The sequence below is a fragment of the Parvibaculum sp. genome (genome assembly GCF_039973015.1).
In the GTDB taxonomy this organism is placed as follows: domain Bacteria; phylum Pseudomonadota; class Alphaproteobacteria; order Parvibaculales; family Parvibaculaceae; genus Parvibaculum.
This window is the reverse complement of record NZ_JBDWLT010000010.1, coordinates 216,401-239,885: the sequence shown is the minus strand read 5'-3', so window position 1 is coordinate 239,885 and position 23,485 is coordinate 216,401. Positions and strand designations below refer to the sequence as shown.

General features: G+C 64.0%; 24 protein-coding genes. 9 read left to right on the top strand and 15 right to left on the bottom strand.

What is annotated here, in order from left to right; translation table 11 throughout:
• Positions 1-134: 134 nt before the first annotated feature.
• The 3 genes from ABJO61_RS12445 to ABJO61_RS12435 all read right to left on the bottom strand — a co-directional run bounded on the left by ABJO61_RS12445 (position 135) and on the right by ABJO61_RS12435 (position 5,538).
• Positions 135-1,586, bottom strand: coding sequence for an AmpG family muropeptide MFS transporter (locus ABJO61_RS12445; RefSeq protein ID WP_348325097.1), 1,452 nt, complete (start codon positions 1,584-1,586; stop codon positions 135-137).
• A 40-nt stretch (positions 1,587-1,626) separates the two neighbouring features.
• On the bottom strand, positions 1,627-3,861 hold the full coding sequence (locus ABJO61_RS12440; protein WP_348325099.1) for a response regulator: 2,235 nt from the start codon (positions 3,859-3,861) through the stop codon (positions 1,627-1,629).
• A gap of 126 nt (positions 3,862-3,987) precedes the next feature.
• Positions 3,988-5,538, bottom strand: coding sequence for a YifB family Mg chelatase-like AAA ATPase (locus ABJO61_RS12435; RefSeq protein ID WP_348325101.1), 1,551 nt, complete (start codon positions 5,536-5,538; stop codon positions 3,988-3,990).
• Positions 5,539-5,710: 172 nt separating this feature from the next.
• Here ABJO61_RS12435 and ABJO61_RS12430 point away from each other — a divergent pair, with 172 nt between their 5' ends.
• On the top strand, positions 5,711-5,902 hold the full coding sequence (locus tag ABJO61_RS12430) for a hypothetical protein (RefSeq protein ID WP_348325103.1): 192 nt from the start codon (positions 5,711-5,713) through the stop codon (positions 5,900-5,902).
• A 6-nt stretch (positions 5,903-5,908) separates the two neighbouring features.
• Here ABJO61_RS12430 and ABJO61_RS12425 read toward each other — a convergent pair whose 3' ends face one another.
• From ABJO61_RS12425 to ABJO61_RS12415, 3 genes are all read right to left on the bottom strand, one after another.
• Positions 5,909-6,886, bottom strand: coding sequence for a DUF3298 domain-containing protein (locus ABJO61_RS12425; protein WP_348325105.1), 978 nt, complete (start codon positions 6,884-6,886; stop codon positions 5,909-5,911).
• 41 nt (positions 6,887-6,927) lie between these two features.
• On the bottom strand, positions 6,928-7,695 hold the full coding sequence (locus ABJO61_RS12420) for a DUF2470 domain-containing protein (protein WP_348325107.1): 768 nt from the start codon (positions 7,693-7,695) through the stop codon (positions 6,928-6,930).
• A 90-nt stretch (positions 7,696-7,785) separates the two neighbouring features.
• Positions 7,786-9,072, bottom strand: a complete 1,287-nt coding sequence (locus tag ABJO61_RS12415) for a dipeptidase (protein WP_348325109.1) — start codon at positions 9,070-9,072, stop codon at positions 7,786-7,788.
• Positions 9,073-9,297: 225 nt separating this feature from the next.
• Between ABJO61_RS12415 and ABJO61_RS12410 the strand changes: the two genes are divergently transcribed.
• Positions 9,298-9,471, top strand: coding sequence for a hypothetical protein (locus ABJO61_RS12410; RefSeq protein ID WP_348325111.1), 174 nt, complete (start codon positions 9,298-9,300; stop codon positions 9,469-9,471).
• Between the two features lie 116 nt (positions 9,472-9,587).
• Positions 9,588-10,559 carry an FkbM family methyltransferase gene (locus ABJO61_RS12405; protein WP_348325113.1) on the top strand — a complete coding sequence of 324 codons (972 nt, stop codon included), beginning with the start codon at positions 9,588-9,590 and terminating at the stop codon, positions 10,557-10,559.
• Here ABJO61_RS12405 and gshB read toward each other — a convergent pair.
• Positions 10,473-11,438: a glutathione synthase gene (gene gshB, locus ABJO61_RS12400; protein ID WP_348325115.1), complete on the bottom strand. Its 966-nt coding sequence runs from the start codon at positions 11,436-11,438 to the stop codon at positions 10,473-10,475. The two genes, ABJO61_RS12405 and gshB, sit on opposite strands and share 87 nt — an antisense overlap.
• A gap of 186 nt (positions 11,439-11,624) precedes the next feature.
• Here gshB and ABJO61_RS12395 point away from each other — a divergent pair, with 186 nt between their 5' ends.
• A complete protein-coding gene (locus ABJO61_RS12395) occupies positions 11,625-12,317 on the top strand; it encodes a MarC family protein (protein WP_348325117.1) in 693 nt (230 codons plus the stop codon).
• Here ABJO61_RS12395 and ABJO61_RS12390 read toward each other — a convergent pair.
• Genes ABJO61_RS12390 through rsmI form a run of 4 tightly spaced genes read right to left on the bottom strand, consistent with a single transcriptional unit; the run spans position 12,310 to position 15,118 of the window.
• Positions 12,310-13,158: a transglutaminase-like domain-containing protein gene (locus ABJO61_RS12390; protein ID WP_348325118.1), complete on the bottom strand. Its 849-nt coding sequence runs from the start codon at positions 13,156-13,158 to the stop codon at positions 12,310-12,312. The genes ABJO61_RS12395 and ABJO61_RS12390 overlap by 8 nt on opposite strands.
• Before the next feature lie 58 nt (positions 13,159-13,216).
• The gene (locus ABJO61_RS12385) at positions 13,217-13,810 is read right to left on the bottom strand and encodes a BON domain-containing protein (RefSeq protein ID WP_348325120.1); all 594 of its coding nucleotides are present in this window, start codon (positions 13,808-13,810) and stop codon (positions 13,217-13,219) included.
• Between the two features lie 59 nt (positions 13,811-13,869).
• The gene (locus ABJO61_RS12380) at positions 13,870-14,244 is read right to left on the bottom strand and encodes a YraN family protein (RefSeq protein ID WP_348325122.1); all 375 of its coding nucleotides are present in this window, start codon (positions 14,242-14,244) and stop codon (positions 13,870-13,872) included.
• 1 nt (position 14,245) lies between these two features.
• Complete coding sequence (rsmI, locus tag ABJO61_RS12375) at positions 14,246-15,118, bottom strand: 16S rRNA (cytidine(1402)-2'-O)-methyltransferase (protein WP_348325123.1); 873 nt, start codon at positions 15,116-15,118, stop codon at positions 14,246-14,248.
• A 157-nt stretch (positions 15,119-15,275) separates the two neighbouring features.
• On the opposite strand from rsmI, the gene ABJO61_RS12370 reads away from it, so the two are divergent.
• Positions 15,276-16,553: a penicillin-binding protein activator gene (locus ABJO61_RS12370; RefSeq protein ID WP_348325124.1), complete on the top strand. Its 1,278-nt coding sequence runs from the start codon at positions 15,276-15,278 to the stop codon at positions 16,551-16,553.
• 5 nt (positions 16,554-16,558) lie between these two features.
• Here ABJO61_RS12370 and hemW read toward each other — a convergent pair whose 3' ends face one another.
• The 3 genes from hemW to rph form a co-directional block, all read right to left on the bottom strand.
• Entirely contained in the window at positions 16,559-17,674 is a 1,116-nt protein-coding gene (gene hemW, locus ABJO61_RS12365; RefSeq protein ID WP_348331435.1) for a radical SAM family heme chaperone HemW, read from the bottom strand.
• A gap of 73 nt (positions 17,675-17,747) precedes the next feature.
• Entirely contained in the window at positions 17,748-18,353 is a 606-nt protein-coding gene (gene rdgB / locus ABJO61_RS12360; RefSeq protein WP_348325126.1) for an RdgB/HAM1 family non-canonical purine NTP pyrophosphatase, read from the bottom strand.
• On the bottom strand, positions 18,350-19,066 hold the full coding sequence (gene rph / locus ABJO61_RS12355) for a ribonuclease PH (protein ID WP_348325128.1): 717 nt from the start codon (positions 19,064-19,066) through the stop codon (positions 18,350-18,352). The genes rdgB and rph overlap by 4 nt, the downstream gene beginning before the upstream one ends.
• A 252-nt stretch (positions 19,067-19,318) precedes the next feature.
• Here rph and hrcA point away from each other — a divergent pair, with 252 nt between their 5' ends.
• The 3 genes from hrcA to ABJO61_RS12340 all read left to right on the top strand — a co-directional run bounded on the left by hrcA (position 19,319) and on the right by ABJO61_RS12340 (position 21,958).
• Positions 19,319-20,374, top strand: coding sequence for a heat-inducible transcriptional repressor HrcA (gene hrcA, locus ABJO61_RS12350; protein WP_348325130.1), 1,056 nt, complete (start codon positions 19,319-19,321; stop codon positions 20,372-20,374).
• A 100-nt stretch (positions 20,375-20,474) separates the two neighbouring features.
• A complete protein-coding gene (grpE, locus tag ABJO61_RS12345; RefSeq protein ID WP_348325132.1) occupies positions 20,475-21,122 on the top strand; it encodes a nucleotide exchange factor GrpE in 648 nt (215 codons plus the stop codon).
• Positions 21,123-21,253: 131 nt separating this feature from the next.
• Entirely contained in the window at positions 21,254-21,958 is a 705-nt protein-coding gene (locus tag ABJO61_RS12340) for an NnrU family protein (protein ID WP_348325134.1), read from the top strand.
• Here ABJO61_RS12340 and ABJO61_RS12335 read toward each other — a convergent pair.
• A complete protein-coding gene (locus ABJO61_RS12335; protein WP_348325136.1) occupies positions 21,952-22,623 on the bottom strand; it encodes an alpha-ketoglutarate-dependent dioxygenase AlkB in 672 nt (223 codons plus the stop codon). The two genes, ABJO61_RS12340 and ABJO61_RS12335, sit on opposite strands and share 7 nt — an antisense overlap.
• 73 nt (positions 22,624-22,696) lie before the next feature.
• Between ABJO61_RS12335 and ABJO61_RS12330 the strand changes: the two genes are divergently transcribed.
• Positions 22,697-23,239 carry a hypothetical protein gene (locus tag ABJO61_RS12330; RefSeq protein ID WP_348325138.1) on the top strand — a complete coding sequence of 181 codons (543 nt, stop codon included), beginning with the start codon at positions 22,697-22,699 and terminating at the stop codon, positions 23,237-23,239.
• Positions 23,240-23,485 lie beyond the last annotated feature (246 nt).

Here is a 23,485-nt window from a genome sequence, read left to right as displayed (position 1 = left end):
TCCCTATCCTTTCACTATCGCCACGCTATGCCAAGGCGAGTTCCATCTTGTCGCAGGCTCACGCGACAAAGACGCGACAGTGAAGTGACAGCGCTAAGACCTTGTTCTCACTTGTATATTCAGGGGGGCCTGCGTCAAGCGGCTTTACCGGGGCCCTGATCCGGCTGCTTTGCCGCTTCAGGTTTGTCCGGGCCGGGGCGGACATGCATCACCAGCAGGATGAGCAGGATGGCGGGAAGGCCCATCAGCGCCGTGGTGATGAAGAAGGGCACATAGCCCGCCGTCTGCATGGTGAGATGGGGCGCGGCCTCGGCAATCGGCCCGGCGATGCGCGGGCTGGCGGAGAAACCATCGACCATGACGCCGGAAAGGCCGCCCAGGATCTTGCCCGGCAGCGCGAAGGCCGAACTGAAAAGTGCATATTGCGTGGCCGCGAATTCATGGTTCACGAGGCTCGACATATAGGCGATGAGGCAGGTGCCCGCGAAGCCGCCCGAAAAATTCTCGATGGAGATGGTGACGGCGAGCGCGACCGGGTCCGCCCCCTGAAAGGCGAGCCAGACGAAGATCAGGTTTGTGCCAGTGGCGGCGATGGCACCGAGGAGCAGCGAGGGCAGCACGCCCAGGCGCGCGGAGACGATGCCCCCGACAAGAGCGCCGCCAATGGTCATCCAGATGCCGTAGAGCTTCACCACCGTGGCGATGGTGGAAAGCTCGAAGCCAAGATCGATGTAAAGCGGGTTCGCCATCACACCCATGACGAAGTCGGGCACACGGTAGAGCCCGATCAGCGCAAGCAGAACGAGCGCCCACCAGCCGTAGCGCTGGAAGAAATCCACGAAGGGCGCGACGACCGCGCGATAGAGGAAGGTGACGATGCGCTGCGCACGGCCCTCGATGTGATGGCGGCGCGCGAAGCTTTCGAGCGCTTCCTCGCCAACGGCAGGCGCCTCGGCTTCCGCAACACGCGGTGCAAAGAGGGCCGCCAGAATGCCGACGCCCATGAGCGCGGCCATTGCCAGATAGGCACTCGACCAGGAGACACCTTCGGCGAGATAGAGCGCGCCCGCGCCCGAGGCGATCAAGGCGATGCGATAGCCGAGCTGGTAGAGCGCGGCGAGCGCGCCCTGCTTCTCGTCGGAGGCGGCCTCGATGCGCCAGGCATCGATCGAGATGTCCTGCGTGGCGGAGGCGAAGGCGAGGACGAGCGCGCAGATGACGACAGGCATGAGCGCATGAGCGGGATCTGAAAGCGACAGGCCGACCAGCGCGCCCGCGGCAACGAGCTGCGCGAGCAGCATCCATGCGCGGCGCTTGCCGAGCAGGCGGTTCAGCACCGGCAGATGCAGATGGTCGAGGACGGGGGCCCAGAGGAACTTGATCGTGTAGGCGAGGCCGACATAGCTCATCAGGCCGATATCGGTGCGCGAAATCCCCGCCTCGCGCAGCCAGGCCGACAGGGTCGAGAAGACAAGCAGAAAGGGCAGGCCCGACGAGAAGCCGAGCAGCAGCATGATGATGGAACGGTATTCGAGATAGACCGCAAGGCTCGACGCCCAGCCGCGGGCGCGCGTCATGGCCGGCATTGGATGGCTCTCCCCTGACCCCGGAAATCGAGGCCCCACTTTAGGCGTGATTCGCCTTTTCGCCATCCTGTCCGTCAGGCGCGCGATGCGGGGAGCGGCGGCCGACCCAGCGCGCCAGCGTTTCGGCAAGGGCCTCGGCAGAGACGGGCTTGGAGAGATAGTCGTCCATGCCCGCATCGAGGCAGGCCTGGCGGTCATCGGCCATCGCATTGGCGGTGAGCGCAATGACGGGGAGATGCGCATGGGAGGTGACAAGCGCGCGGATGCGGGCCGTCGCCTCGAAACCGTCCATGCCGGGCATGTGAAGATCCATCAGGACGAGATCGACTTCTTCTTCGGTGTCGGCTTCGAGATGGGTCACGGCTTCGCCGCCATTGCGCGCGAGACGAACTTCATGGCCCGTATGTTCGAGCAGGGTGCGGGTGAGGAGCGCATTGATCTCGTTATCCTCGGCAACAAGGATGCGCAGCCTTCCGAGCGTGGCGGCATCGGCGGCAGGCAGGGCGGGCGCTTCTTCGTTCTTGACGATGTCGTCGTCATAATCATGCGTGGCGGGAGCGAGCGCGTCCGGCGCCCAGCCGCGCACACGCAGCGCGGTAAGGCGGGCGATGAGCGAGGCGGCGCGCACGGGGCGCACGAGATAACCGTCAAAGGGGGCGGCGTCGCCTTGCGTCAGCTCTTCGAGACGGGCGCGGTCCTGCGGACGGAGCAGCATCAGCGTGCCGGTGCCCGGCGAAAGGCGGCGCGCTTCGGCGGCGAGCGCCGCGCCGTCGATGGCATCGCCGTCGAGCGGGCAGATGAAAACATCGTAGGAGGAGGATGCAAGCGCGCGCATCACGGCCTCGCGGTCGGCAGCGAGATGCGTCCCGGCTCCGGCGGCCGACGCGGCGCGCGACAGGGCGCCGCCGACAAGCGGACGGTCATTCAGAATGAGAACGGAAAGACCGGAGAGCGGCGTGGGCGCGGGCGTCTCTTTCTCACCGAAGGCAAGGCGCAGCGGAATGCGCGCGCGGAAGACCGAGCCGCGGCGCTCCTCGCTTTCGACCTCGATGCTGCCGCCCATCGCGGTGACGAGGCGGCGCGTGATGGCAAGGCCAAGGCCCGTACCCTCGAAGCGGCGGGCATGGGACTGATCGGCCTGCGCAAACTCATCGAAGATATGCTCGCGCGCATGTTCGTCCATGCCGATGCCGGTGTCTTCCACTTCGAGCAGAAGCTCGACGCGGCCGGAGGGGCCGCGACCGGCGCTTCCTTCCTTGCGCAAGAGGCGAAGCGCCACGCCGCCTTCGACCGTGAACTTGATCGCATTGCCCGCGAGGTTCAGCAGGATCTGGCGGATGCGCGCCTCGTCGCCCAGAAGAAGGCGCGGCACGGAAGGAGAAACTTCGGTGACGATATCGAGATGCTTGTCGAAGGCGCGCGGCGCCAGCAGCTCGGCCACGCTTTCGAGCACGGCGCGCGGATCGAAGGAGGCTTCGTCGAGTGTTATCTTGCCCGCCTCGATCTTCGAGTAGTCGAGAATATCGTTGATGATGTTCAGGAGGGCTTCGCCCGAGGCCTGCACGGCTTCTGCATAGGAGCGCTGCGCGGGGTCGAGACGCGTATCGAGCAGGAGCTTCGTCATGCCGATGACGCCGTTCATGGGCGTGCGGATTTCATGACTCATGGTGGCGAGGAAGAGCGACTTCGCGCGGTTCGCATCCTTGGCCTGCGCAAGCGCCTCGGCGAGACGTTCCTCTGTTTCCTTGCGGTCGGTCACGTCGCGGGCGACGGCCTGGATTTCGACGAGCTTGCCGTTCTCGTCGCGGATCGCGAATTCTTCCCATGCGAACCAGCGGGGGCCGCGCGTCGTGATCGCGCATTCATCGTAGCGCATGCGGTAGGGCGGGGTCGCGAGGCCGGCGAAACTTGCCAGCATGCGCGGGCGCTGGCCTTCGGGAAGCTCGGGCAGGAAAGGCCGGCCGATCACATCGGGCCGGTCGAGGCCGAAGGTGTCGCAAAAGACGTCGTTCACATAGGTGAGGCGGCCTTCGAGATCCTTGCGGAGGATGATGTCGCCCTGGGCGCGGACGAGGTCGCGGTAACGCTCCTCACGTTCGGCAATCGCCCATTTCTCGTCGCGCAGGGTTTCGAGACGGACCTGCAGAACCTCGATTTCGCCCCGCTGCGCGCGGGCGCGGGAGGCGGCGCGGCGCCAGGCTTCGAGGCCGAGCAGCAGCACGGCAGCGAGGGCCAGCAGGGTGAGAGGCGTCTCTCCGGTGGAGAAGAGGGACATGAAGGGCGGTTCCCGGCATGGAGAGTAGCGGAATTGCCCGTCAATCTGCCCTTGTCGTGGTTTCCAAAGGGTTAGCGGATCCGGCTAATCGCTTCGGGATTGGCACCGGATCGGCGGAACCGGGGCTCAGGCGGCGGCGCCGAGGCGGCCGGCCACCGTCTCGCGATAGGCGAGCGCTTCGGCGACATGGATGCGGCGGACACCGCCGCCGCCTTCGAGGTCGGCAAGAGTGCGCGCCACGCGCAGCACACGGTGATAGCCCCGCGCGGTGAGGCCCATGCGTTCGGCGGCCTCGGCGAGAAGGCGGCGGCCGGAATCATCCGGCGCGGCGATGCGATCGAGCAATTCGCCCTCGACATGGGAATTGAGGAGCATGGAGCCGGGGCCGACAAGTTCGCTGAAGCGCGCCTGCTGAAGCTCGCGTGCGGCGGCGATGCGGGCGGCGACTTCGGCCGAGCCTTCCGCAGGCGGCGGCAGGGCGAGGTCCGCATGGGCGACGGGGGGCACCTCGATATGGATGTCGATACGGTCGAGCATGGGGCCGGAGAGCTTGGCCTGATAGTCGGAAACGCAGCGCGGCACGCGCGGGCAGGCGCGCGCGGCATCGCCCGCATGACCGCAGCGGCAGGGGTTCATGGCGGCGACGAGCTGGAAGCGGGCCGGGAAGGTCACATGCGCATTGGCGCGCGCGACCACAGCCTCGCCGGTTTCGAGCGGCTGGCGCAGGCTGTCCAGCACCTGACGGGGAAACTCCGGCAATTCATCGAGGAACAGAACGCCGCGATGGGCGAGCGAGACCTCGCCCGGCTTCACGCGCAGGCCGCCGCCGATAAGGGCGGGCATGGAGGCCGAATGATGCGGCGCGCGATAGGGCCTGCGGCGCGAGACGCCGGTGCGGTGGAGCTCGCCCGCGAGCGAGGCGACCATCGAGGTTTCGAGCATTTCGCGGGGGCTGAGCGGGGGCAGAATGCCCGGCAGGCGGGAGGCGAGCATGGACTTGCCGGAGCCCGGCGGGCCGACCATCAGCATGTTATGGCCGCCAGCGGCTGCGACCTCAAGGGCGCGCTTCGCGGTTTCCTGTCCCTTGATGTCACGGAGATCGGGGACAGCGCCCGCCTCCACCGCCTTCAGGGGCTCAGGCTCGGAGAGGACTTGCGTGCCCCGGAAATGGTTCACCAGCGCGATGATGGAGCGGGGCGCGAGGACGCCGCCCGGGTTGTCCTCGCCCATCCCGGCCCAGGCGGCCTCGGAGCCGCATTCGAGCGGGCAGATGAGGCCCTTGCCCCGGCTGTTCGCGGCAATGGCGGCGGGCAGCGCGCCTGCGACCGGATTGATTGCGCCATCGAGGGAGAGTTCGCCAATACAGACGAAGCGCTCCAGCTCCTGCGGCGGCAGGACGCCCATCGCAACCAGAAGGCCAAGGGCGATCGGCAGATCGTAATGGCTGCCCTCCTTCGGCATGTCGGCGGGGGCGAGATTGACGGTGATGCGCTTGGCGGGGAGGCCGAGGCCTATCGCCGAGAGCGCGGCGCGGACACGCTCTCGGCTTTCGGCAACGGCCTTGTCGCCAAGCCCGACGACCGCGAAACCGACGACGCCGCCCGCGATATGGACCTGAACGTCCACCGGCCGCGCCTCGACGCCCTGAAAGGCCACCGTTTCGATATGCGCGACCATGGATTGAGCCCCCTTCCCGCCTTCTGCCCCGTAAGAGACGGATTACGGAAAGGCTAGCGGAAATGGCGGGCTCGTCAAGAACGAAATGGGAACACGAGACGTACCGGCAAGCGGGAACCCGGCTTGAAGCCGGACGTTATGTTAAACGGGGCGCAAGGAAGGAAACCACGCCATGAAGCTCAAGACACCCGCTCTCGCCGCTTCGCTGATCGTCGCCACCGGCTTGCTTGCGGGCTGCGGCAGCAGCGACGATATGGGCCCCGCACAGGAAGCACCGGGCACCATGGGCTCGACGGACACGGAATCGACCGCCGATCTGCCCGCGAAGAACGCGCAGTCGACGCCGATCATCCGCCCCGAATAAGGCGCGTCAGCGCCCGAGCGGCGCCTCTTTCGCAATGAAGGAAGACAGGGCGGTCCAGGGGATGGCGGGTGTGCGCTCGCCTATAGCGTATGGGCCAATGGAGTAGACGGAGAAATTAACGCCGAGGTTTTCGCCGGTCAGTACCCAGTGTTCGGGTTTCGCGACCGTCTCAGCGACCGTCTCTTCATAGCCATCGAAATAGATCGCGCCATCTTCCCCGGCGCTCGCGTGAAGCTCTTTCAGGATCGCTTCACTGAGCGCGGCCTCCCACCCTTCGCGGGCGAAGATATCGTCCGCGCGGAGGAGGCGGCCTTCATCGAGCCGAAAGTTCAGATGGGCGGACGCGCCGAAACCATGCGCGGCGCCGAGCGGATATTGCCACTCCATCATGTCGAGACTGACGAGATCGGGTGTCGCCATGTTGAGCGTGAAGGACGCCCACATGCGCCTCTCGCCGTCAAAGCCGTTCCAGAGATATTTCTCCTCTTTCACGACTTGCGCATTGAAGGCGCGCTCGCCATCCGTGTCTGGCGCGTCGATGCCGTAATGCAGCTGCTGGCGGTAGCGCATGTCGTTCGCGCCCGGCAGTTCCTCCTCGCCTTCCTTTGCAGGCGCGATGAAACGCCAGTCGTCCCACGCAAAGAACACGTTGCCGCCTTCCTGCGCCACCGCACCGGACAGGAATTCGACGCGATCCGTCATGAAAGACGCGAGACATTCCTCGCCGCCTGCCGGGCAGGCCTTGCCGAGAAAACCCAGCCATGAACGCTGGCCGTCGCGAAAACGCGCGGCGCCTTCGGACGAGAGCTTCGACATCGCCGCTTCATAACGGGCGGCGATTTCTTCATCGGCTTTCGAAAGTTCGGGCGTGGTGCAGATGGTCTTCTCGCGCGGGGAGGACGCCTTCGCGCAATCGAAGCTCGCCGCCTGCGCCGTGGCAGGCAAGGCGAGTGCCATCAGGAAAAATGTTGCTGCGGGCTTCATAGCCTCTCCCTTTCGTTTGGGAGAGGCTATCCGAAGAGAGATCAGCCCGCGAGCTTCACGCGGGCTTCCTTCGCCATTTCGACGAGGACGGGGCGGATTTCGGCGGCGGACTTCAAGGGTGTGGCGAAGTTCAGACGGATGAGCCGCTCGCCCAGCACGAGATCGAGCCCGCGCGGGTCGATCGTGGCGATGCGCCAGGGACCGGCCTCCGCCTCCGCAAGAACGGTGGCGTAGAGCCCGACGGCTTCGCCATGATCCTCGTTCATGTGGGAGACGATGCCCTCCTCGACCTTGATGAGTTCGCCCAGCAGTTCGTCCTGCGGCAGGAACATGTCGGCGCCGGTCAGGTCGAAGGCCTTGCCGAAGCCGCCATTGAGGAAGGCATGATCGCTTTCCATCCGGTAGAAGGCGAAATCCGGCAGATCGAGATAAAGCCCGGCCTTCTTCTGGCGGGCGATATAGCGACGGTAGAGCCGCGCATGGGTGTCGCTGTCCCTTTCCACCCGGACGGCGCGGCCCTTGAGCGACAGGCGGGGATTGGTCAGCGGGTCGCCCTTGCCGGTTTCGCCGAGGAGCAGCGAGCAGCGCGGGTCCGCCATCAGCGCTTTGGTATGTGCGGAAAGGCCGGAGAGCGGAATATAAACGGTGCCGTCCATGTCGGGTACGCAACCGACGCGCGAGGTAAAGGGGTGACCGCTGCCGGGCTCGAGGACCGCCAGCGTGCCGTAGCGTACGGTGCGCAGCAGGGTTTCGGCCATCGACCGCGCCTCGTCATTGGTATCCAGTCTCAGATTTTTCGCTTCGGCCATATCCCCATCCTTTTTGCGATTGATTGTCAAAATCAATACACAAGGCTCGCGCCCAAGGCAATCCGGCAAGGCTGCGGCGGATTGGCTCGCTCAGCGCGGCTGTCGAGCCCTCTCCGCCGCCTCCATGACGCGGAGCAGGTTGCCGCCCCAGATTTTCACGATCTCTTCTTGCGAATAGCCGCGCCGGACAAGCTCGGCCGTGACGTTCGGCGTCTCGCCTGCATGGGACCAGCCCTCGATGCCGCCGCCGCCCTGAAAGTCCGAGGCGATGCCGACATGATCGACGCCGATGAGCTTCACCGCGTAGCCGATATGGTCGGCGAGAAGCGCAACACTGGCGCGCGGCCATTTCGCATCGATCTCCGCCAGACCCTCGATGAATTTCGCTTTTGTCTCCTCGTCCGCATCGAAAACGGCATCGAGGCTGGTGAGGCCAAGCGAACCGGCGAGCTCCCGGCGGGCCGCCTTTTTCTCTTCCGGCACGGGATGGAGATATTCGTCGAAGGCGACGATCTGGACAACGCCGCCCTTTGCCGCGATGGCCTTCATTTCCCGGTCGGAGAGATTGCGCGGGTGATCGCGAAGCGCCGCGACCGCCGAATGAGAGGCGATGACGGGCGCGCGCGAGACCTCGACCGCCGCGAGCGTGGCCGCGCGGGAAGAATGCGAAACGTCGACCATCATTCCAAGATCGTTGGCCCGCCCGATCGCCTCGCGGCCCAGCGCCGAGAGGCCGCCATGCTCTCCGTTTTCCTCATTCGGCCTGTCGCCAAGCTTTTCGCGAGGTTGCGCGCTGTCGGCGAGATCGTTGTGACCGTTATGGACGAGGCCGAAATAGCGCGCGCCAAGATCGTAGTAGAAATCGAGAAGGGCAGGCTCTTTCGCGATGGAATAGCCGTTCTCGATGCCGATCAAGGCAATGCGTTTGCCCTCTTCATGAAGTTTGCGGACATCGGCGGCGGTCAGCGCGAGGCCAACCTCATCCTTATACTGAATATCGGTCATGCGGCGGATGGCGGCGAATTTTTTCAGCGCCTCGGAAGCGGCCTGCGCATAACCGGCGGCGCCGCGCTCCGTCTGCGAGACATAGACGATAAAGAACACGGCATCGAGACCGCCCTCGCGCATGCGCGGCAGGTCGACCTGTACGGGGAAGCTGCCGCGCAGGCCCGGATCGTATTTCCCGGAGCCGAGGAAACTCGGAATGTCGACATGGGTGTCGATGACGATGGCTTCACGGTGAATGCTGGCGGCGATCTCTTCAGGCGAACGCTCGGGCCCGGATGGTCCGAACGAGGGACGCAGCGTCCATAGCGCCGCCAGAAGCACAAGCGCGGCCACTGCCGCAATACCGTATCGCACACCGTTCATTCGCATGAGCCCCTCCACCCGCATTCAGGAAGCCGAGAGACTAGCCGGATTTGGCGGAACGGCAAAAAACTGCCTCCGCCGCTTCATTGATGCCGCTTGACCGGTGCCGCCACATCGGGCGCTGCCTCAATTGCGGCGCTTGCGGGGTCATTTCATGACTGCGGGAACAAACGTCTCCGCTCCCCGTTTTTCGCTGCGGGTTCAGCAATGACGGATTGAAGGATACTCACCATGACCAAGACCCTGTTCACCCGCGTCGCAGCGCCGATATTCGCGGTCGGTGTTCTTTCTCTCGCCGCCGGTTGCGGCAGCGACAGCGAGACGGTGACGAAACGCACCGTCATCCAGGAGCAGCCCCAGACCGTGCATACGGAAACGACCACCACGACGGTCGACGAAGACTGAACGGCCACCCTCCAGTTGCCCCCCTCGCTGTCCCCTTTGTGGACAGTGAGGGGGGCACATACTAAGCTCCTCCGTGTCCTGTAAAATAAGATCACACAGACATGGCGGGGGGCCAATTGCGCGAGAGAATTTTCGCCGCCATCGCGCGGCGTTTTCCGACGGAACTCGTCGGAACAAACAGGTTTGTTGCCGGTCTCTGGCGCATTCTTTTCTATCTCTTCAGGCCCCAAAAGCCCTTCATCATGCGTACGCAGCATTACCGTCTGCGGGTCCATCCGCGAAAGGGAACGCTGACCCGCGTCGTATTGCGCCGCGGCTGCTGGGAGGCGTGTGAAACGGATTTCTTCATCAGCCGGTTGAAGCCTGGCGGCTTTGTCGTCGATGCGGGCGCGAATTTCGGTCACTACACATTGGTAGCATCGAACATCGTGGGCCCGGAGGGCCTTGTCGTCGCCTTTGAACCTTTCCCGGCGAACCATGCGCTCCTGACGGAGAATGTCGCTCTTCTGCCGACAAAAAACGTCGTTGCCGAACAAGCCGGGCTTGCCGCGACGAGCGGGACGTTCGACCTCATTACCGACGAGGCAAATCCGGGCGGACACAGCTTCAACCCCGATCTCATATGGAAGCAGGGCAACAAGATCTCCGTACCGATCTATGCGCTCGACGATTATATCGCGGACCGCCGCATCGACCGCAGGCTCGATGTGCTGAAGAGCGATACACAAGGCTATGAGTGGCAGCTCATCTCCGGCGCGCGAAAGACGATCCTGCGCGACAAGCCGCTCGTGCTTTGCGAAGTCGCGCCGAAAGCCCTGAAAGCCATCGGCGATTCACATGAGGAGCTGCTGCGCTTCTTCGAGGAGGCGGGCTACTCAATGCTGATGGTCGACCGGTCCAGAGACGAGCTCATGCCTCTGGGTTATGAGGCACTGAAGCTGCATCTCGGGGAGACGGGCCGCGAGTTCGAGGATGTGATCTTCCTGCCGCCCGCCGAAACGTCAGAGGCGTGCCTCGATCGCGTCCCAGACGAGGCCGGAGAGATTGGCATTGTCGAAACGGTCGATCTCCTGAATGCCGGTCGGTGAGGTCACGTTGATTTCGGTGAGGTAATCGCCGATCACATCGATGCCGACGAAGATCAATCCGCGCGCCTTCAGCTCGGGGCCGATGATTTCGCAGATCTCGCTTTCGCGCTTCGTCAGCATCCATTTCTCGGCGCGGCCGCCGACATGCATGTTGGAGCGCGCCTCGCCCTCGGCCGGCACACGATTGATCGCACCGACGGGCTTGCCGTCCACGAGGATGATGCGCTTGTCGCCCTGACGGACTTCCGGCAGATAGCGCTGCACGATGACAGGTTCGCGATTCATCTGGCCGAACATTTCGAGAAGCGAGTTCAGGTTCTCGTCGCCCTCGCGAATGCGGAAGACGCCCACGCCGCCATTGCCGAAAAGCGGTTTCACGATGATGTCGCCGAACTCCTTGCGGAAGTCGCGGATTTCGCCCGGATCGCGGCTGATGAGCGTCGGCGGAAGGAGGCCCTTGAAGCGGACGGCGAAAAGCTTTTCCGGCGCGTTGCGAACTTCGGCCGGATCGTTCACGACGAGCGTTTTCGGATGGGCGGTTTCGAGGATATGCGTCGCCGTGATGTAGCTCATGTCGAAGGGCGGATCCTGACGCATCAGCACCACGTCGACCTCTTCGAGAAAAACCTTTTCACGGCTGCCGAGTGTCGAATGATTGCCGGTCTCGCGGCGAAGCGTGAGCGGGCGCATCTGCGCATAGGCGCGGCCGTCGCGCATCGAGAGCTCGTGCGGCTCGTAATAGAAGAGCTTGTGGCCGCGCGACTGCGCCTCCAGCCCGAGGGCGAAGGTCGAATCCGCGTTGATATTGATGTGCTGGACGGGGTCCATCTGGATGGCCACTGAAAGCTTGCTGGCGCACATGCGGGGTTCGTCCTTCATCCGGGTTATTGCCTCAATTCGCGTGAAGATGGGACTTCGGGAGCCAAAAGACCAGAGGCTCTCTTTTCCGAAGGATCCGCGCCCTCTTGTGCCCGCTCATCCTTGCCCATCTTTGCTCATCCTTGCGCCGGGGAGAGGAATAGAAGACCCTCGAAACGCCCCATCCAGACAGGATCCCCACTGCCCATGCTTCAGGATGCAATCACTTTCGGCATTACCTGCTTTGCCGGCTATTTCGCCATCGCCAATCCGCTGGCGAACACCCCCGTTTTCATTGCGCTCACTGCGGGCGACCGGCGCAGCGTGAAGCTCAGGATCGCGCGGAACAGCGTTTTGATTGCGCTTGGCGTCGTGATCCTGTTCAGCGTGGCGGGCAAGCTCATTTTCGAGATGTTCGGCGTGACGATGGCCGCGCTCCGGATCGCGGGCGGCATTCTGGTGGCGATGATCGGCTATCAGATGCTGCAGGGGCACTCATCGGGCGTACACGTTCCCGAGGAGGTAGAGGGAAATGACGACGTTCCGCCGGAAGTGCTGCAGGCGCAGCTCTCGGTTGCCGTGTCACCGCTCGCGGTGCCGATGATCGCGGGGCCCGGCACCATCGCCACGGCGGTGAGTTTTTCGGCGAATCCCAACCTGCTCTATACATTGATGTCGATTGCCGCTTTCGGCGCCGTCGCCGCGCTGAGCTATATTTCGTTTACGCAGGCGCAGCGCATCGTGCACTACATGGGCGCGACCAATCTCAATGTGGTGACGCGGCTGATGGGCATTATCGTTGCGACCATCGGGGTCGAAATGGTGCTGACGGGGCTTGGCGATGCGGCCAATACCTATCTCGGCTACGTTCGAAGCCTGCCAATGGCGCCGCCTAGTTGAGCTTCGTCTTGAGGCGGCGAAGCGCCTCCTCGGCCATGCCTGCAATCCGCGTCTCGCCGATATCGGCCGCAATATCCTTGCAGGTCTCGAAGGCATCCGCCGCCGCGCCCATATGGCCGGCATGGACTTCAAGGCGGCCAAGTTCGAAGCGGAGACCGGCGCGATGCGGAGCGAGCCAGATCATGCGCGTCACGACCTCGCGGGCACGCGCGAACTCACCCGCCCTGATCGCGCGGGTCAGAATATTGTTTTCAAGACGAAGCAGGATGTCACGCGGGGAAACGGCCTCGCAGGCTTCCGGCGTGAGGCGCGCTTCCGGCCCCTCGACACCGCGCAGCACCGAGAGAAGATCGGCCGGCGAGAGCGTCTGCCCGCCATTGAAGGGGTCGAGCACCACGGCCTCGCCCGCGCCTTGCAGGCGCAGCACAAAATGACCCGGAAAATTCAGGCCCGAAAGATCGAGGCCGATTTTCGCGCCGACATGCAGATAGAGAATGCCGAGCGTCACGGGAAGACCTTTGCGCCGGTCGATCACATGAGCGAGGTTCGCATTGCGCGGATCTTCATAGGTTTCGGCATCGCCCAGATAATGAAAGCGGCCCGAGATCACGCCCGACAGCACACCTGCGGCGACACCGCAGGGCATCGACGCATTTTCGTCCAGCGCGCAGCGCGCGGCGGCAACGATTTCATCGAGATGCGCGCGATAGCCGTCGAGTGAAATTTCCGGGCGGTCGCATGCCGCGAGCGCCAGCGCGAGCGAGGCGATATCGAGTTCCGCGTCAGGCATCTTGCCCGCCGCGCGCAATTCGCGCTCCAGCTGTCTTTCGCGTTCCGACATGACAACCATCATGACGCGGAAAGGAGAAGCGCGGCAAGCACCGAAATGAGACCGGCGTTCAGTTCGCGCGGTCTTTCACCTCGACATAGGAAATGACGTTGCGCACGCCATTGATATCGCGCGCATGGGCTATGACGCGGTCGAGCTCAGCCTGATCGAGCGCGGTCCCCATCAGGTAGATCACGCCATTCGATGTCTCTATCGAATAGTTGAGGCCGCTGACATTGCTGTCGCCAGTGAGGCGCGCGCGCAATTTGGTCGTGATCGTCGTGTCGCTTACCGATTGCGAAAAGCTGCCATCCTGTCCGGTCGCCAGTTCGTTGATGACCTCTTTCACGCCGCCGATGGTCCAGACAAGGCGCGTGACAGCAATGCGGTCTTCCTGCGCGGGCACGCGGCCGGTGAGGAGCACCCTGCCCTTGCGCACCTGTGTGGAGACACCGGAATAAAGGTTCGAATGTTTTGCGAGAAGCTTCCGGTTTATTTCGAACGCGATCTCGTTGTCGTCCACCGCCTGTTCGAGCCCGCGATCCTGCGAGGCGCCGACCATTGCCGCGCCGCCGCCTGCCGCGATCAGGGGCACACAGGCACCCAGAGAAAATACCGCGAGCGAAAAAGCCGTAACAGCGAACAGCGCGAAGGGCTTGCGCATCTTCAATCCCCGTGAATGAGTTTCGTCGGGCGGAGAATGAGCGGCAAGCTGCGGCGAGATTATGGCCGCCAGGCATCGGCGAGATGTTGCGGCAGGCGGCCGGGCGCGACAAGGACCACATCGAAGCGGAGATCGAGGCCGGCGAGGGCAGGATTGCGGCCGAGGAAATGCGCGGCGGCGCGCTCCAGCCTGCGCTGCTGGCGGGGCAGGATCGCCTCCACCGCCTCGCCCTGCGCCCTCGCCTTCACCTCGACGATGGCGAGGCTTCCTCCGCGACGCACCACCATGTCGATTTCGCCGGCGGGCGTTTTCAGGCGGCGGGCAAGAATGCGGTAGCCCTTGAGGCGGAACATGAAGGCGGCAAAGGCCTCCGCGCGCAGGCCAAGGCGATAGGCGGCGCGGCCCGTGGCGGCATCGCCGCGCCGCCGCGCCACCTTATTTCGCCCCGGAGAGCTCGAGCGCGCGGGCATAGATTTCGCGGCGCGGAAGGCCCGTAACAGATACAACTTCGGCGACCGCATCCTTCAGCGAGGCGCGGCGGAGCGCATTCTCGATCATGGCATCGACCTCATGCGCGCAGAGCGCGGCGCGCTTTTCCGGCGGGCCGACGACGATCACGATTTCGCCTTTCGGCGCGCCCGCATCGGCATAATGCGTGGCGAGTTCGGCGAGGGTTCCGCGCCGCACCTCCTCGAATTTCTTGGTCAGTTCGCGCGTCACCGCCGCCTCGCGGGAGCCGAGCGCGGCCGCCATATCCGCGAGCGAGGCTTCGAGGCGGTTCGCGCTTTCAAGAAAGACGAGCGTCGAGGGAATCTGGCCCATTTCCGTGAGCTCCTTGCGGCGCGCCTCCTGCTTCGCGGGAAGGAAACCCGCAAAGAAAAAACGGTCCGTCGGCAGGCCCGCCAGCGTCAGGGCGGCGAGAACGGAAGACGCGCCGGGCAGCGCAGTCACGTTATGGCCTGCGTCCAGCGCCTCGCGCACGAGCTTCAGCCCCGGATCGGAGACCAGCGGCGTGCCCGCATCCGAGACCAGCGCGACCGCCTCACCCGCCTCCAGACGACGCATAACGCGGGGGCGCATCTCGGCTGCATTATGGTCGTGATAGGGGGCGGTCTTCGCCGAAATCCCGTGAATGGCGAAGAGCTTCGCCGTTACCCGCGTATCCTCGCAAAGCACCAGATCGGCGCGGCCCAGCACGTCGAGCGCGCGCAGCGTAATGTCGCCCGCATTGCCGATGGGGGTCGCCGTCACATAGAGGCCGGGCGCGAGGCGCGGCGACAAGGTGATTTTTTCTTCGGTCTTCTCCATGGCGCGACCTTGGCCCCGACGGGGCGATTTGGCAACGGCCCGATGAAGGCCGCGGTTAACCAGCAAAGCGCGCGAGGCCTTACGTGTGTTTACTTGAGCGGGAGTGCCCGGTACCCTCCGCATTCGCATGTTTCGCGTCGTTTTTCAGGAAAATCCGGTGACAAAACCCGCAGCTTCCGCCCGCCCCGGCCTCTTGAATGCCACGAGGGCGGCGCTCTTTCTCGGCATGGCGCTGACGCTCGCCGCCTGTGGCGGAAACCGCCAGCCCGGGCCGCCGCCGCAGGTGACGCCGCCGCCCAAGGTGGAAGTGACGCCGCCGCCCATCGCGGAGAAACCGGCCTATACGCGCGACCCCTCGCGCTTCTACAACCCCGCCTATATGGCGGGCGAAGAGCCCATCCGCGTTGCGCTGCTGCTGCCTTTCAATTCATCGCGGCAGAATGTGCGTACGCTTTCCAATGCGCTCTACAATGCGGCGCAGCTCGCGCTCTTCGAGTTCGACCGCGGCAACATCCTGCTGATGCCCAAGTCAACCGGCGGCTCGGCGGACGGGGCCAGACGCGCGGCGAAAGAAGCGCTCGACGCGGGTGCCGACCTCATTCTCGGGCCCCTTTTCGCCGAGGAAGTTTCCGCGGTGGGACAGCTTGCCGCGAACGTCAACGTGCCTGTCGTGGCTTTTTCTTCCGACAGCTCCGTCGGCGGCGGCAATGTGCATCTTCTGTCCTTCCCGCTAGACGAAGACGTGGACCGCATCGTCGATTATGCGACGCTGCAAGGCATCACGCGCTATGCGGCGCTCTATCCGCAAGGCACCTATGGCAATCGTGTGCGCGCCGCCTTCCAGCAGGCCGTATCGGCACGGACAGGCGAAGTGGTCGCGAGTGCGAGCTATCCTTCAAACGCACAAGGCATGTATGACCCGGCGCAGCGCGTCGCGAGCGCCTATGGCGGCGGTAACTATCACGCGGTCTTCCTGCCCGAAGGCGGTTCGGAACTGAAATCGCTGGCGCCGCTGCTGCCCTATTACGATGTCGATCCGCGCGACGTGAAATTTCTGGGCACAGGGCTCTGGGACGACCCGTCGCTCACGCGCGAACCGCCGCTCAACGGCGCGTGGTATCCCGCACCGCCGCCGGAAGGACATGACCAGTTCCTGATCCGCTACCGTCGCGCCTATGGCTCGACGCCGCCGCGTATCGCCAGCCTCGGCTATGATGCGGTAAGCCTTGCGATCGCATTGTCGACATTGCCGCGCAGCGAACGCTTCAGGCCGGAAGCGCTGACCAATCCAGACGGTTTTGCGGGCGTCGACGGTATCTTCCGCTTCATGCCGGATGGCAGCACCGAGCGGGGCCTTGCCGTGCTTGAAATCAGGCCGGGCGGCGCCGTCGTGATCGATCCGGCACCGACGAGCTTCCAGCCGCAGGTTTTCTGAAGGTCTTACGCGAGCAATCGGGCGAGAACGGCGTCGAGCAGCATCCGGCCTTCGGATGTCGCGCGGATAATGTCACCCTCCACGGCGAGCAGATCGTCCGCGACGAGCGCCTCGATGCGGACAGGTGAAATTTCCCGCCCCGCGAGGCGCGCGTGACGCGCAAGCGAGACGCCTTCTTGCAGACGCAACCCCATAAGCACCATCTCATCGCCCTGCTCTGCCGGTGCAATTTCTTCCACGGCTTCGAGCCCGTGGCCTTCGCGCTCGACGGCATCGATCCAGTCGCCGGGCATGCGCCGTGCGCGGGTGGCAAGGCGCTTTTCACCTGAAGTGATGCGGCCATGCGCCCCGGGCCCGACGCCCGCATAATCGCCATAGCGCCAATAGACGAGATTGTGGCGCGAGGCGGCGCCGGACGCGGCATAGTTCGATACTTCGTAGGCGGATAATCCGGCTTCGGCGCAGATATCGGCTGTCAGCGCATACATTTCCGCCGCCTCCTCGTCTTCCGGCAACACGAAGGCGCCCTTCTCGTAGAGGCGCGCAAATGCGGTGTCCGGCTCAATGGTGAGCTGGTAGAGCGAAAGATGATCCGCCGCATGGGCGAGCGCGGCACGAAGCTCGCTCTCCCATGCGTCTTTCGTCTGACCGGGCCGCGCATAAATCAGGTCGAAGGAAAGACGCGGGAAAATGTCGCGCGCGAGTGCGATGGCGCGGAGCGCCTCGTCCGCCGAGTGCAGCCTCCCGAGAAATTTAAGCTGTGCGTCATCAAGCGACTGGACACCGAGCGAGAGCCGGTTGACGCCTGCGGCTCTGTACCCCTTGAAGCGGTCCGCCTCGACGCTGGTCGGGTTCGCCTCAAGCGTGATCTCGGCGCCCTCCTCCATCGTCCAGAGCGATGCAATCTTCTTGAGCACCGCATCGACCGTTTCCGGCAGCATGAGAGAGGGTGTGCCACCACCAAAGAAAACGGATCGGACGCGCTGCGCTCCGGCGAGGCTGCGCATATGTTCCAGCTCGCGGCAGAGCGCGCGCGCCCAGCGCGCCTGATCTATGTTCGCGACGACATGGGAATTGAAATCGCAGTAAGGGCATTTTGACTGGCAAAAGGGCCAGTGCACATAAACGCCGAATCCCGGGGCTCCGGCGCCACCTTCTTTTTCCAGTATGGCGCCGGGTGCATGAGCGGCGGGGCTATTTGCCGAAGCAGGCATCGACGAGTTGCCGGAAGGCGTGTGCGCGGTGCGAAATCGCATGCTTCGCCTGCGGCTCCATTTCGCCGAAGGTGACGTCGTAACCATTGGCGATGAAGACAGGATCGTAGCCGAAGCCTTTTTCACCACGCGGTGGCCAGATGAGTTCGCCGTCCACGCGCCCCTCGAAATATTCGGCATGACCATCCGGCCAGGCGAGCGCGAGACCGCAGATGAAATGCGCGGAGGTGTCGGAGAGCCCGGCTTCGATCATGCCGCGGCGCAGCTTTTCCATTGCGAAGTCGAAATCCTTGTTCGGACCCGCCCAGCGCGCGGAATAGATACCCGGCGCACCGTTGAGCGCGGTCACGCAAAGGCCGCTATCGTCGGCGAGCGCGGGCAGGTTTGCTGCCTTCGCCGCCGCATGCGCCTTCAGCTCCGCGTTCTGGCGGAAGGTCTCGCCCGTCTCTTCGGGCTCGGCAAGATCAAGATCGCCGGCCGAAACCGTCTCGATGCCGAAAGGCGCAAGGAGGTCGGCAATCTCGCGGACCTTGCCGGGATTGTGGCTTGCGACCACGAGCTTGCCGCCCTCGAATTTGCGCGTCATTTCGAAATGGCTTCCTTCTGAAGCTTCACGAGATCGTTCACGCCCGCCTTGGCGAGCTTCAGCAGCGCGAGGAATTCCTCCTCCGAGAAAGGCTCGCCTTCCGCCGTGCCCTGGATTTCGCAAATTCCGCCCGAGCCGGTGATGACGAAGTTCGCATCCGTGTCGGCATCGGAATCTTCCGCGTAATCGAGATCGGATACGGGTGTGCCCTTGTAGATACCGCAGGAGATTGCCGCGACGTGATCCTTGATGACGGGAGCGGAAATCATCGAGCGAGCGCGCATCCATTCGATGCACTGGTGAAGCGCGATCCATGCGCCGGTGATCGAGGCCGTGCGCGTGCCGCCATCGGCCTGGAGCACGTCGCAGTCGACGCTGATCTGGCGCTCGCCCAGCGCGCGCAGATCGACGATGGCACGCAGCGAACGGCCAACGAGACGCTGGATTTCCTGTGTGCGGCCGGACTGCTTGCCTTGCGAGGCTTCGCGGCGCATGCGGTCATGCGTGGAGCGCGGCAGCATGCCGTATTCGGCCGTCACCCAGCCCTGCCCGCCGCCCTTGAGCCACGGCGGCACCCGCTCTTCAAGGCTTGCCGTGCAAAGCACATGGGTATCGCCGAAACGGACGAGGCAGGAGCCTTCCGCGTGCTTGGCGATGCCGGGTTCGAAGCTGACGGCCCGCATTTCGTGCGGCTGACGTCCGGAAGGGCGCATATTCGGGTATCCAGTGCTGTCTGGTCTTTGAATCTGGGCGATCACTTGTGCCGGGGCCTTGTTACATGGGGGCTGGCCTTCCGTAAAGGCGCGGCCTGCCCCTGCCCGCTCGCCGGCCCGCCATTGATGCCCGTGTGCGCCGCGCCTCTCCCGGTATCCGCTCGAATTTTGCCGATAAAGGTTTCCCGCCGCGAGAAAGCGATCTAGATTATTTCTCAATATCAGAGACTTACGAGGAGGCGGGTTGCGGATATGGTTGGCGTGATGGATCTCAATGAGCGCTCGCGCGAGATCCTGCGCCGCGTGGTCGAGACCTATCTCGAAACCGGCGAGCCTGTCGGTTCGCGCTTCCTGTCGCGCCAGCTCCCTCTTTCGCTTTCCGCCGCTTCGATCCGCAATGTGATGTCGGATCTGGAGTCGCTGGGTCTCATTTTCGCTCCTCATACCAGCGCAGGCCGCATGCCGACGGAAGCGGGGCTGCGCATGTTCGTGGACGGGCTTCTCGAAATCGGCGACCTGACAGACGAGGAGCGCGTTTCGATCGAGCGGCAGGTCTCGGGCTCGCACAGAAGCGTGGAGGACGTTCTGGACGAGGCATCGAAGCTTCTCTCCGGCCTCAGCCACGGCGCAGGCTTCGTCGTCGCGCCGACCTATGACGCGGCGCTGAAACATGTCGAGTTCGTGCCTATCGACGCGGATCGCGCCCTTGTCGTGATCGTGACGGAAGGCGGCGCGGTCGAAAACCGCGTCATCGAAGTGCCGAAAGGGCTGACGCCCTCCGCCCTTGCCGAAGCGACGAACTATCTCAACGCACAGTTGCGCGGACGCACGCTCGACGAAGCGAAAGCCTATCTCGCGCGTGAACTCGAAACGCAGAAGGCCGAACTCAACGAACTGACAGCGAAGGTGATCGAGGCGGGGCTTGCGACCTGGTCAGGCTCGAATGCGCCCAACGATCCGCTGGAAAAATCACTGATCGTGCGTGGCCGTTCGCGGCTTCTCGAAGACGTGCATGCGGTCGAAGACCTCGAACGCATAAGGCTTCTTTTCGACGAACTCGAAAACAAGCGCGACCTCGTGCAGTTGCTCGGCCTCGCGGAGGAAGCGGACGGGGTTCGCATCTTCATCGGCTCCGAAAACAAGCTTTTCTCTCTTTCGGGCTCGTCTCTGATCGTGAGCCCCTATATGGATACACAGCAGCGCGTGGTCGGCGTACTCGGCGTGATCGGGCCGACGCGGCTCAACTATGCCCGCGTGATCCCGATGGTCGACTACACGGCAAAGCTGCTCGGCCGCCTCATTAACTAACCGCCCTCTCCAAGCTCCCCGCGACGGGCTGCCCGGTTGACATATGACCGCCCGGCGCGCACATCGGAGCTGATGTGGGCCAGCACTACCGGATTGAGAAATGACCGACGAAAAGAACAAACCTGAAGCCGAAACATCCGCGGAACCTGCGGAAACCCTCGCGGAGGAGCTTTCCGAGGAACCCGCGGCGCAGGGCGAAGCGCAGGACCCGGCCCAGAATTCCGCCATGAGCGGGCCCGATATCGCGGCCATCCAGGCCGAGAATGCCGATCTGCGGGACCGGCTGCTGCGGGCGGCCGCCGAAATGGAAAACACGCGCAAGCGCGCCGAGCGTGAAAAGCAGGACGCCGCGCGCTACGCCAATGCCGGTTTCGCGCGCGACATGCTGGAGGTTTCCGACAATCTGCGCCGCGCGCTCGCAACGCTGAAGGCAGACGAGCGCGAAGCCGCCGATGACAGCGTCAAGGCGATGGCCGAAGGCGTCGAAATGACGGAACGGCAGCTTGCCGCCGTTCTGGAGCGCCACGGCATCAAGGAAATCACGCCCAAGCCCGGCGAGCGCTTCGACCCGAACCATCACGAGGCGATGTTCGAGGTGCCGGGCACCGAGCACCCGACGGGCAGCGTCGTCCATGTGCTGGAGGCGGGCTACAAGATCGGCGACCGGCTGCTGCGCGCAGCGCGTGTCGGCGTCGCCAAGAACGAGGATGGCGCGCAAAACGGCGGCAAGGTCGACACCACGGCCTGACCGCACGCCCGGCCCCCGGATTTTCACGCTACTATTCCCTTGCATCGCGGCTTTATCCGCCCCATCTGGCCATAACATTGTTATAGTCCGGGGCCGGAGAGGCACGGATACATATGGAAGGAGGGCGGATCATGGTTCAGCTATGGGCGGCAGCGGCGTTTTTTCTGGGCATTCATCTGATTGTGGCAGGATCGGGCCTGCGGGCGAAGATCGTCGGCGTTCTCGGTGAACGGGCCTGGCTCGCCAGTTTCTCGGTCCTTTCCATTGGCGGCATTTCCTGGCTTGCCTTCAGCTTCAATCAGGCGGTGCTGGGGCCCAACCATCTTTATTGGGCGGTGCCTGAGTGGGCCTATCACCTCGCACCGCTCGTGGTGCTTGTCGCGACGCTCTTTGCCGTGATCGGCGTCACGACACCGAACCCGACAGCGGTCGGCGCCGAGGCGCTGGCCGAGAAACCCGAAACGGTGAAGGGCATGCTCCGCATCACGCGGCATCCCTTTCTCTGGGGCGTCGCGATCTGGGCGCTCTGGCACATTCTGGTCAATGGCGACAAGGCGTCGATCATCTTCTTTGGCACTTTTGCGCTGCTGGCAATTCTCGGCACCTTCTCCATCGACGACAAGAAGCGCAAACGTCTCGGCGAGGCGTGGAACGGCTTTGCGGCGAAGACCTCCAACCTGCCTTTCGCGGCGATCTTCGCCGGGCGCAATCGGTTGAAGCTCGGCGAACTCGGCTGGTGGCGAATCCTGCTCGCGCTTGTCGTGTTCGGCGGGCTTTTCTATGCCCATCTCTGGCTTTTCGGCGTGTCGCCGGTGCCGGGCTGGCAGCCTTATTGAGCAGGTTGCGCTGGCTTCGTCACCCTTCGCAACGTCAGGTTGATCCTGCCGCCGCCGGGAACGAGCTGAGATGAGCCGGGGGTCACGCGGTCGACGCCGTGATAGCGCAGCCGCGAGGGCCCGCCGATCACCAGCACGTCGCCGCTGGCGAGTCTGAAGCTCTTCGATTTGTCGCTGCGCGCGAATCCGCCGACGCGGAAGGTGCATGTATCGCCGAGCGAGATCGACACCACGGGCGCATCGAGCGCTTCCTCATCCTCGTCGCGGTGGAGGCCCATGCGCGATCCGGGCGCGTCGTAGAGGTTGACCAGACAGCATTCGGGCGGGGCAGGGCAGGCGGCGATTTCACCCCAAATAGCGAGTAGGGCCGCCGGTATGGCCGGCCAGGGGGCGTTAACCGTTTCATTTAACGCAGAATATCCGTAGCCGCCGGGACGCGAGACCCAGCCGAGTTCACCGAAATTCGTCTGATGGATCGACCAGGGCTTCCCGGTGCGCGGCATATGCGGGCGATAGGGCGGGGCGGTCTCGAAACCTGCCAGCACCTCTGCAACGAGCGCCTTTTGCGCGGGCGCGTCCAGATAGCCCGGATAGAGCGCAATCCCCTCGAAGCCCGTATCGACCGGTCTTTTTTGCAGGCCTTTTTCGGGCTCTGTTTTTGGCATAGCCTGTGTCATATTAAATACGGGTCACACGGGTGGCGCGGGGATGGCTCCGCGCGAAAACAGGGGGTGAAACATGAAAAGAATAGTCGCGCTCGGTCTTGCGGCAATGATGCTTTCGGGCTGTGCCGCAGCGGCAATCCAGGGCGCCACGCGGGCCAGCGACAATGCCAGAATCCTTGCGAATGAAGACGCGGCGGCAGCGGGCGATGCCGAGGCGCAGATGAAGATGGGCGATGCGCATTGCTGCACCATCGCCGGAAGCGCGGGCGTCTTCAACAACCAGAAGGCCACCGAGTGGTACTGCAAGGCGGCACGGCAAAACGAGCCGCGTGCCTTTTACGAGCTCGGCCGCATCTATTCCGGCGACCTCGTGCGCGGCATCAACGGGCCCGCAAAAATCGGCGCAATGCTGACGGAACAGCGCGAAAACAAGCCTCTGGCGCTGATGTGGTTCAACCTTGCCGCGGCGGCAGGCCAGGACGACGCGGCGGATGAGGCGGAAGACCTGCGCGAAGACATGAGCGCGCCGGAAATTCTGCAATCGAGCCTCCGCCAGAAGAACTGGCAGGGACAGGCCTGCGAGTGGAACGAGGTCTATCCCGATAACCAGCTCTAGGGGGCAGCTCCAGGGGGGCAGCTCTAGGGGGGCAGCTCTAAGGGGGCAGCTCTGAAGCGGGGATATCCGCGCCGCCTTCTCACCGCAACGTCACCGTAACGTCACCGGAACGTCACAAAGCCGGATGAGAGGGTCCCGAAAGGGAACCCGGGGGCGGGGAAATCCGCCTCCGTTTCCGGTCTTTTGCCCCGCGGGACACGGTGAGTCCCAAAAGTCCCGCTCTGTGGCCATATTGCCGCATCAACG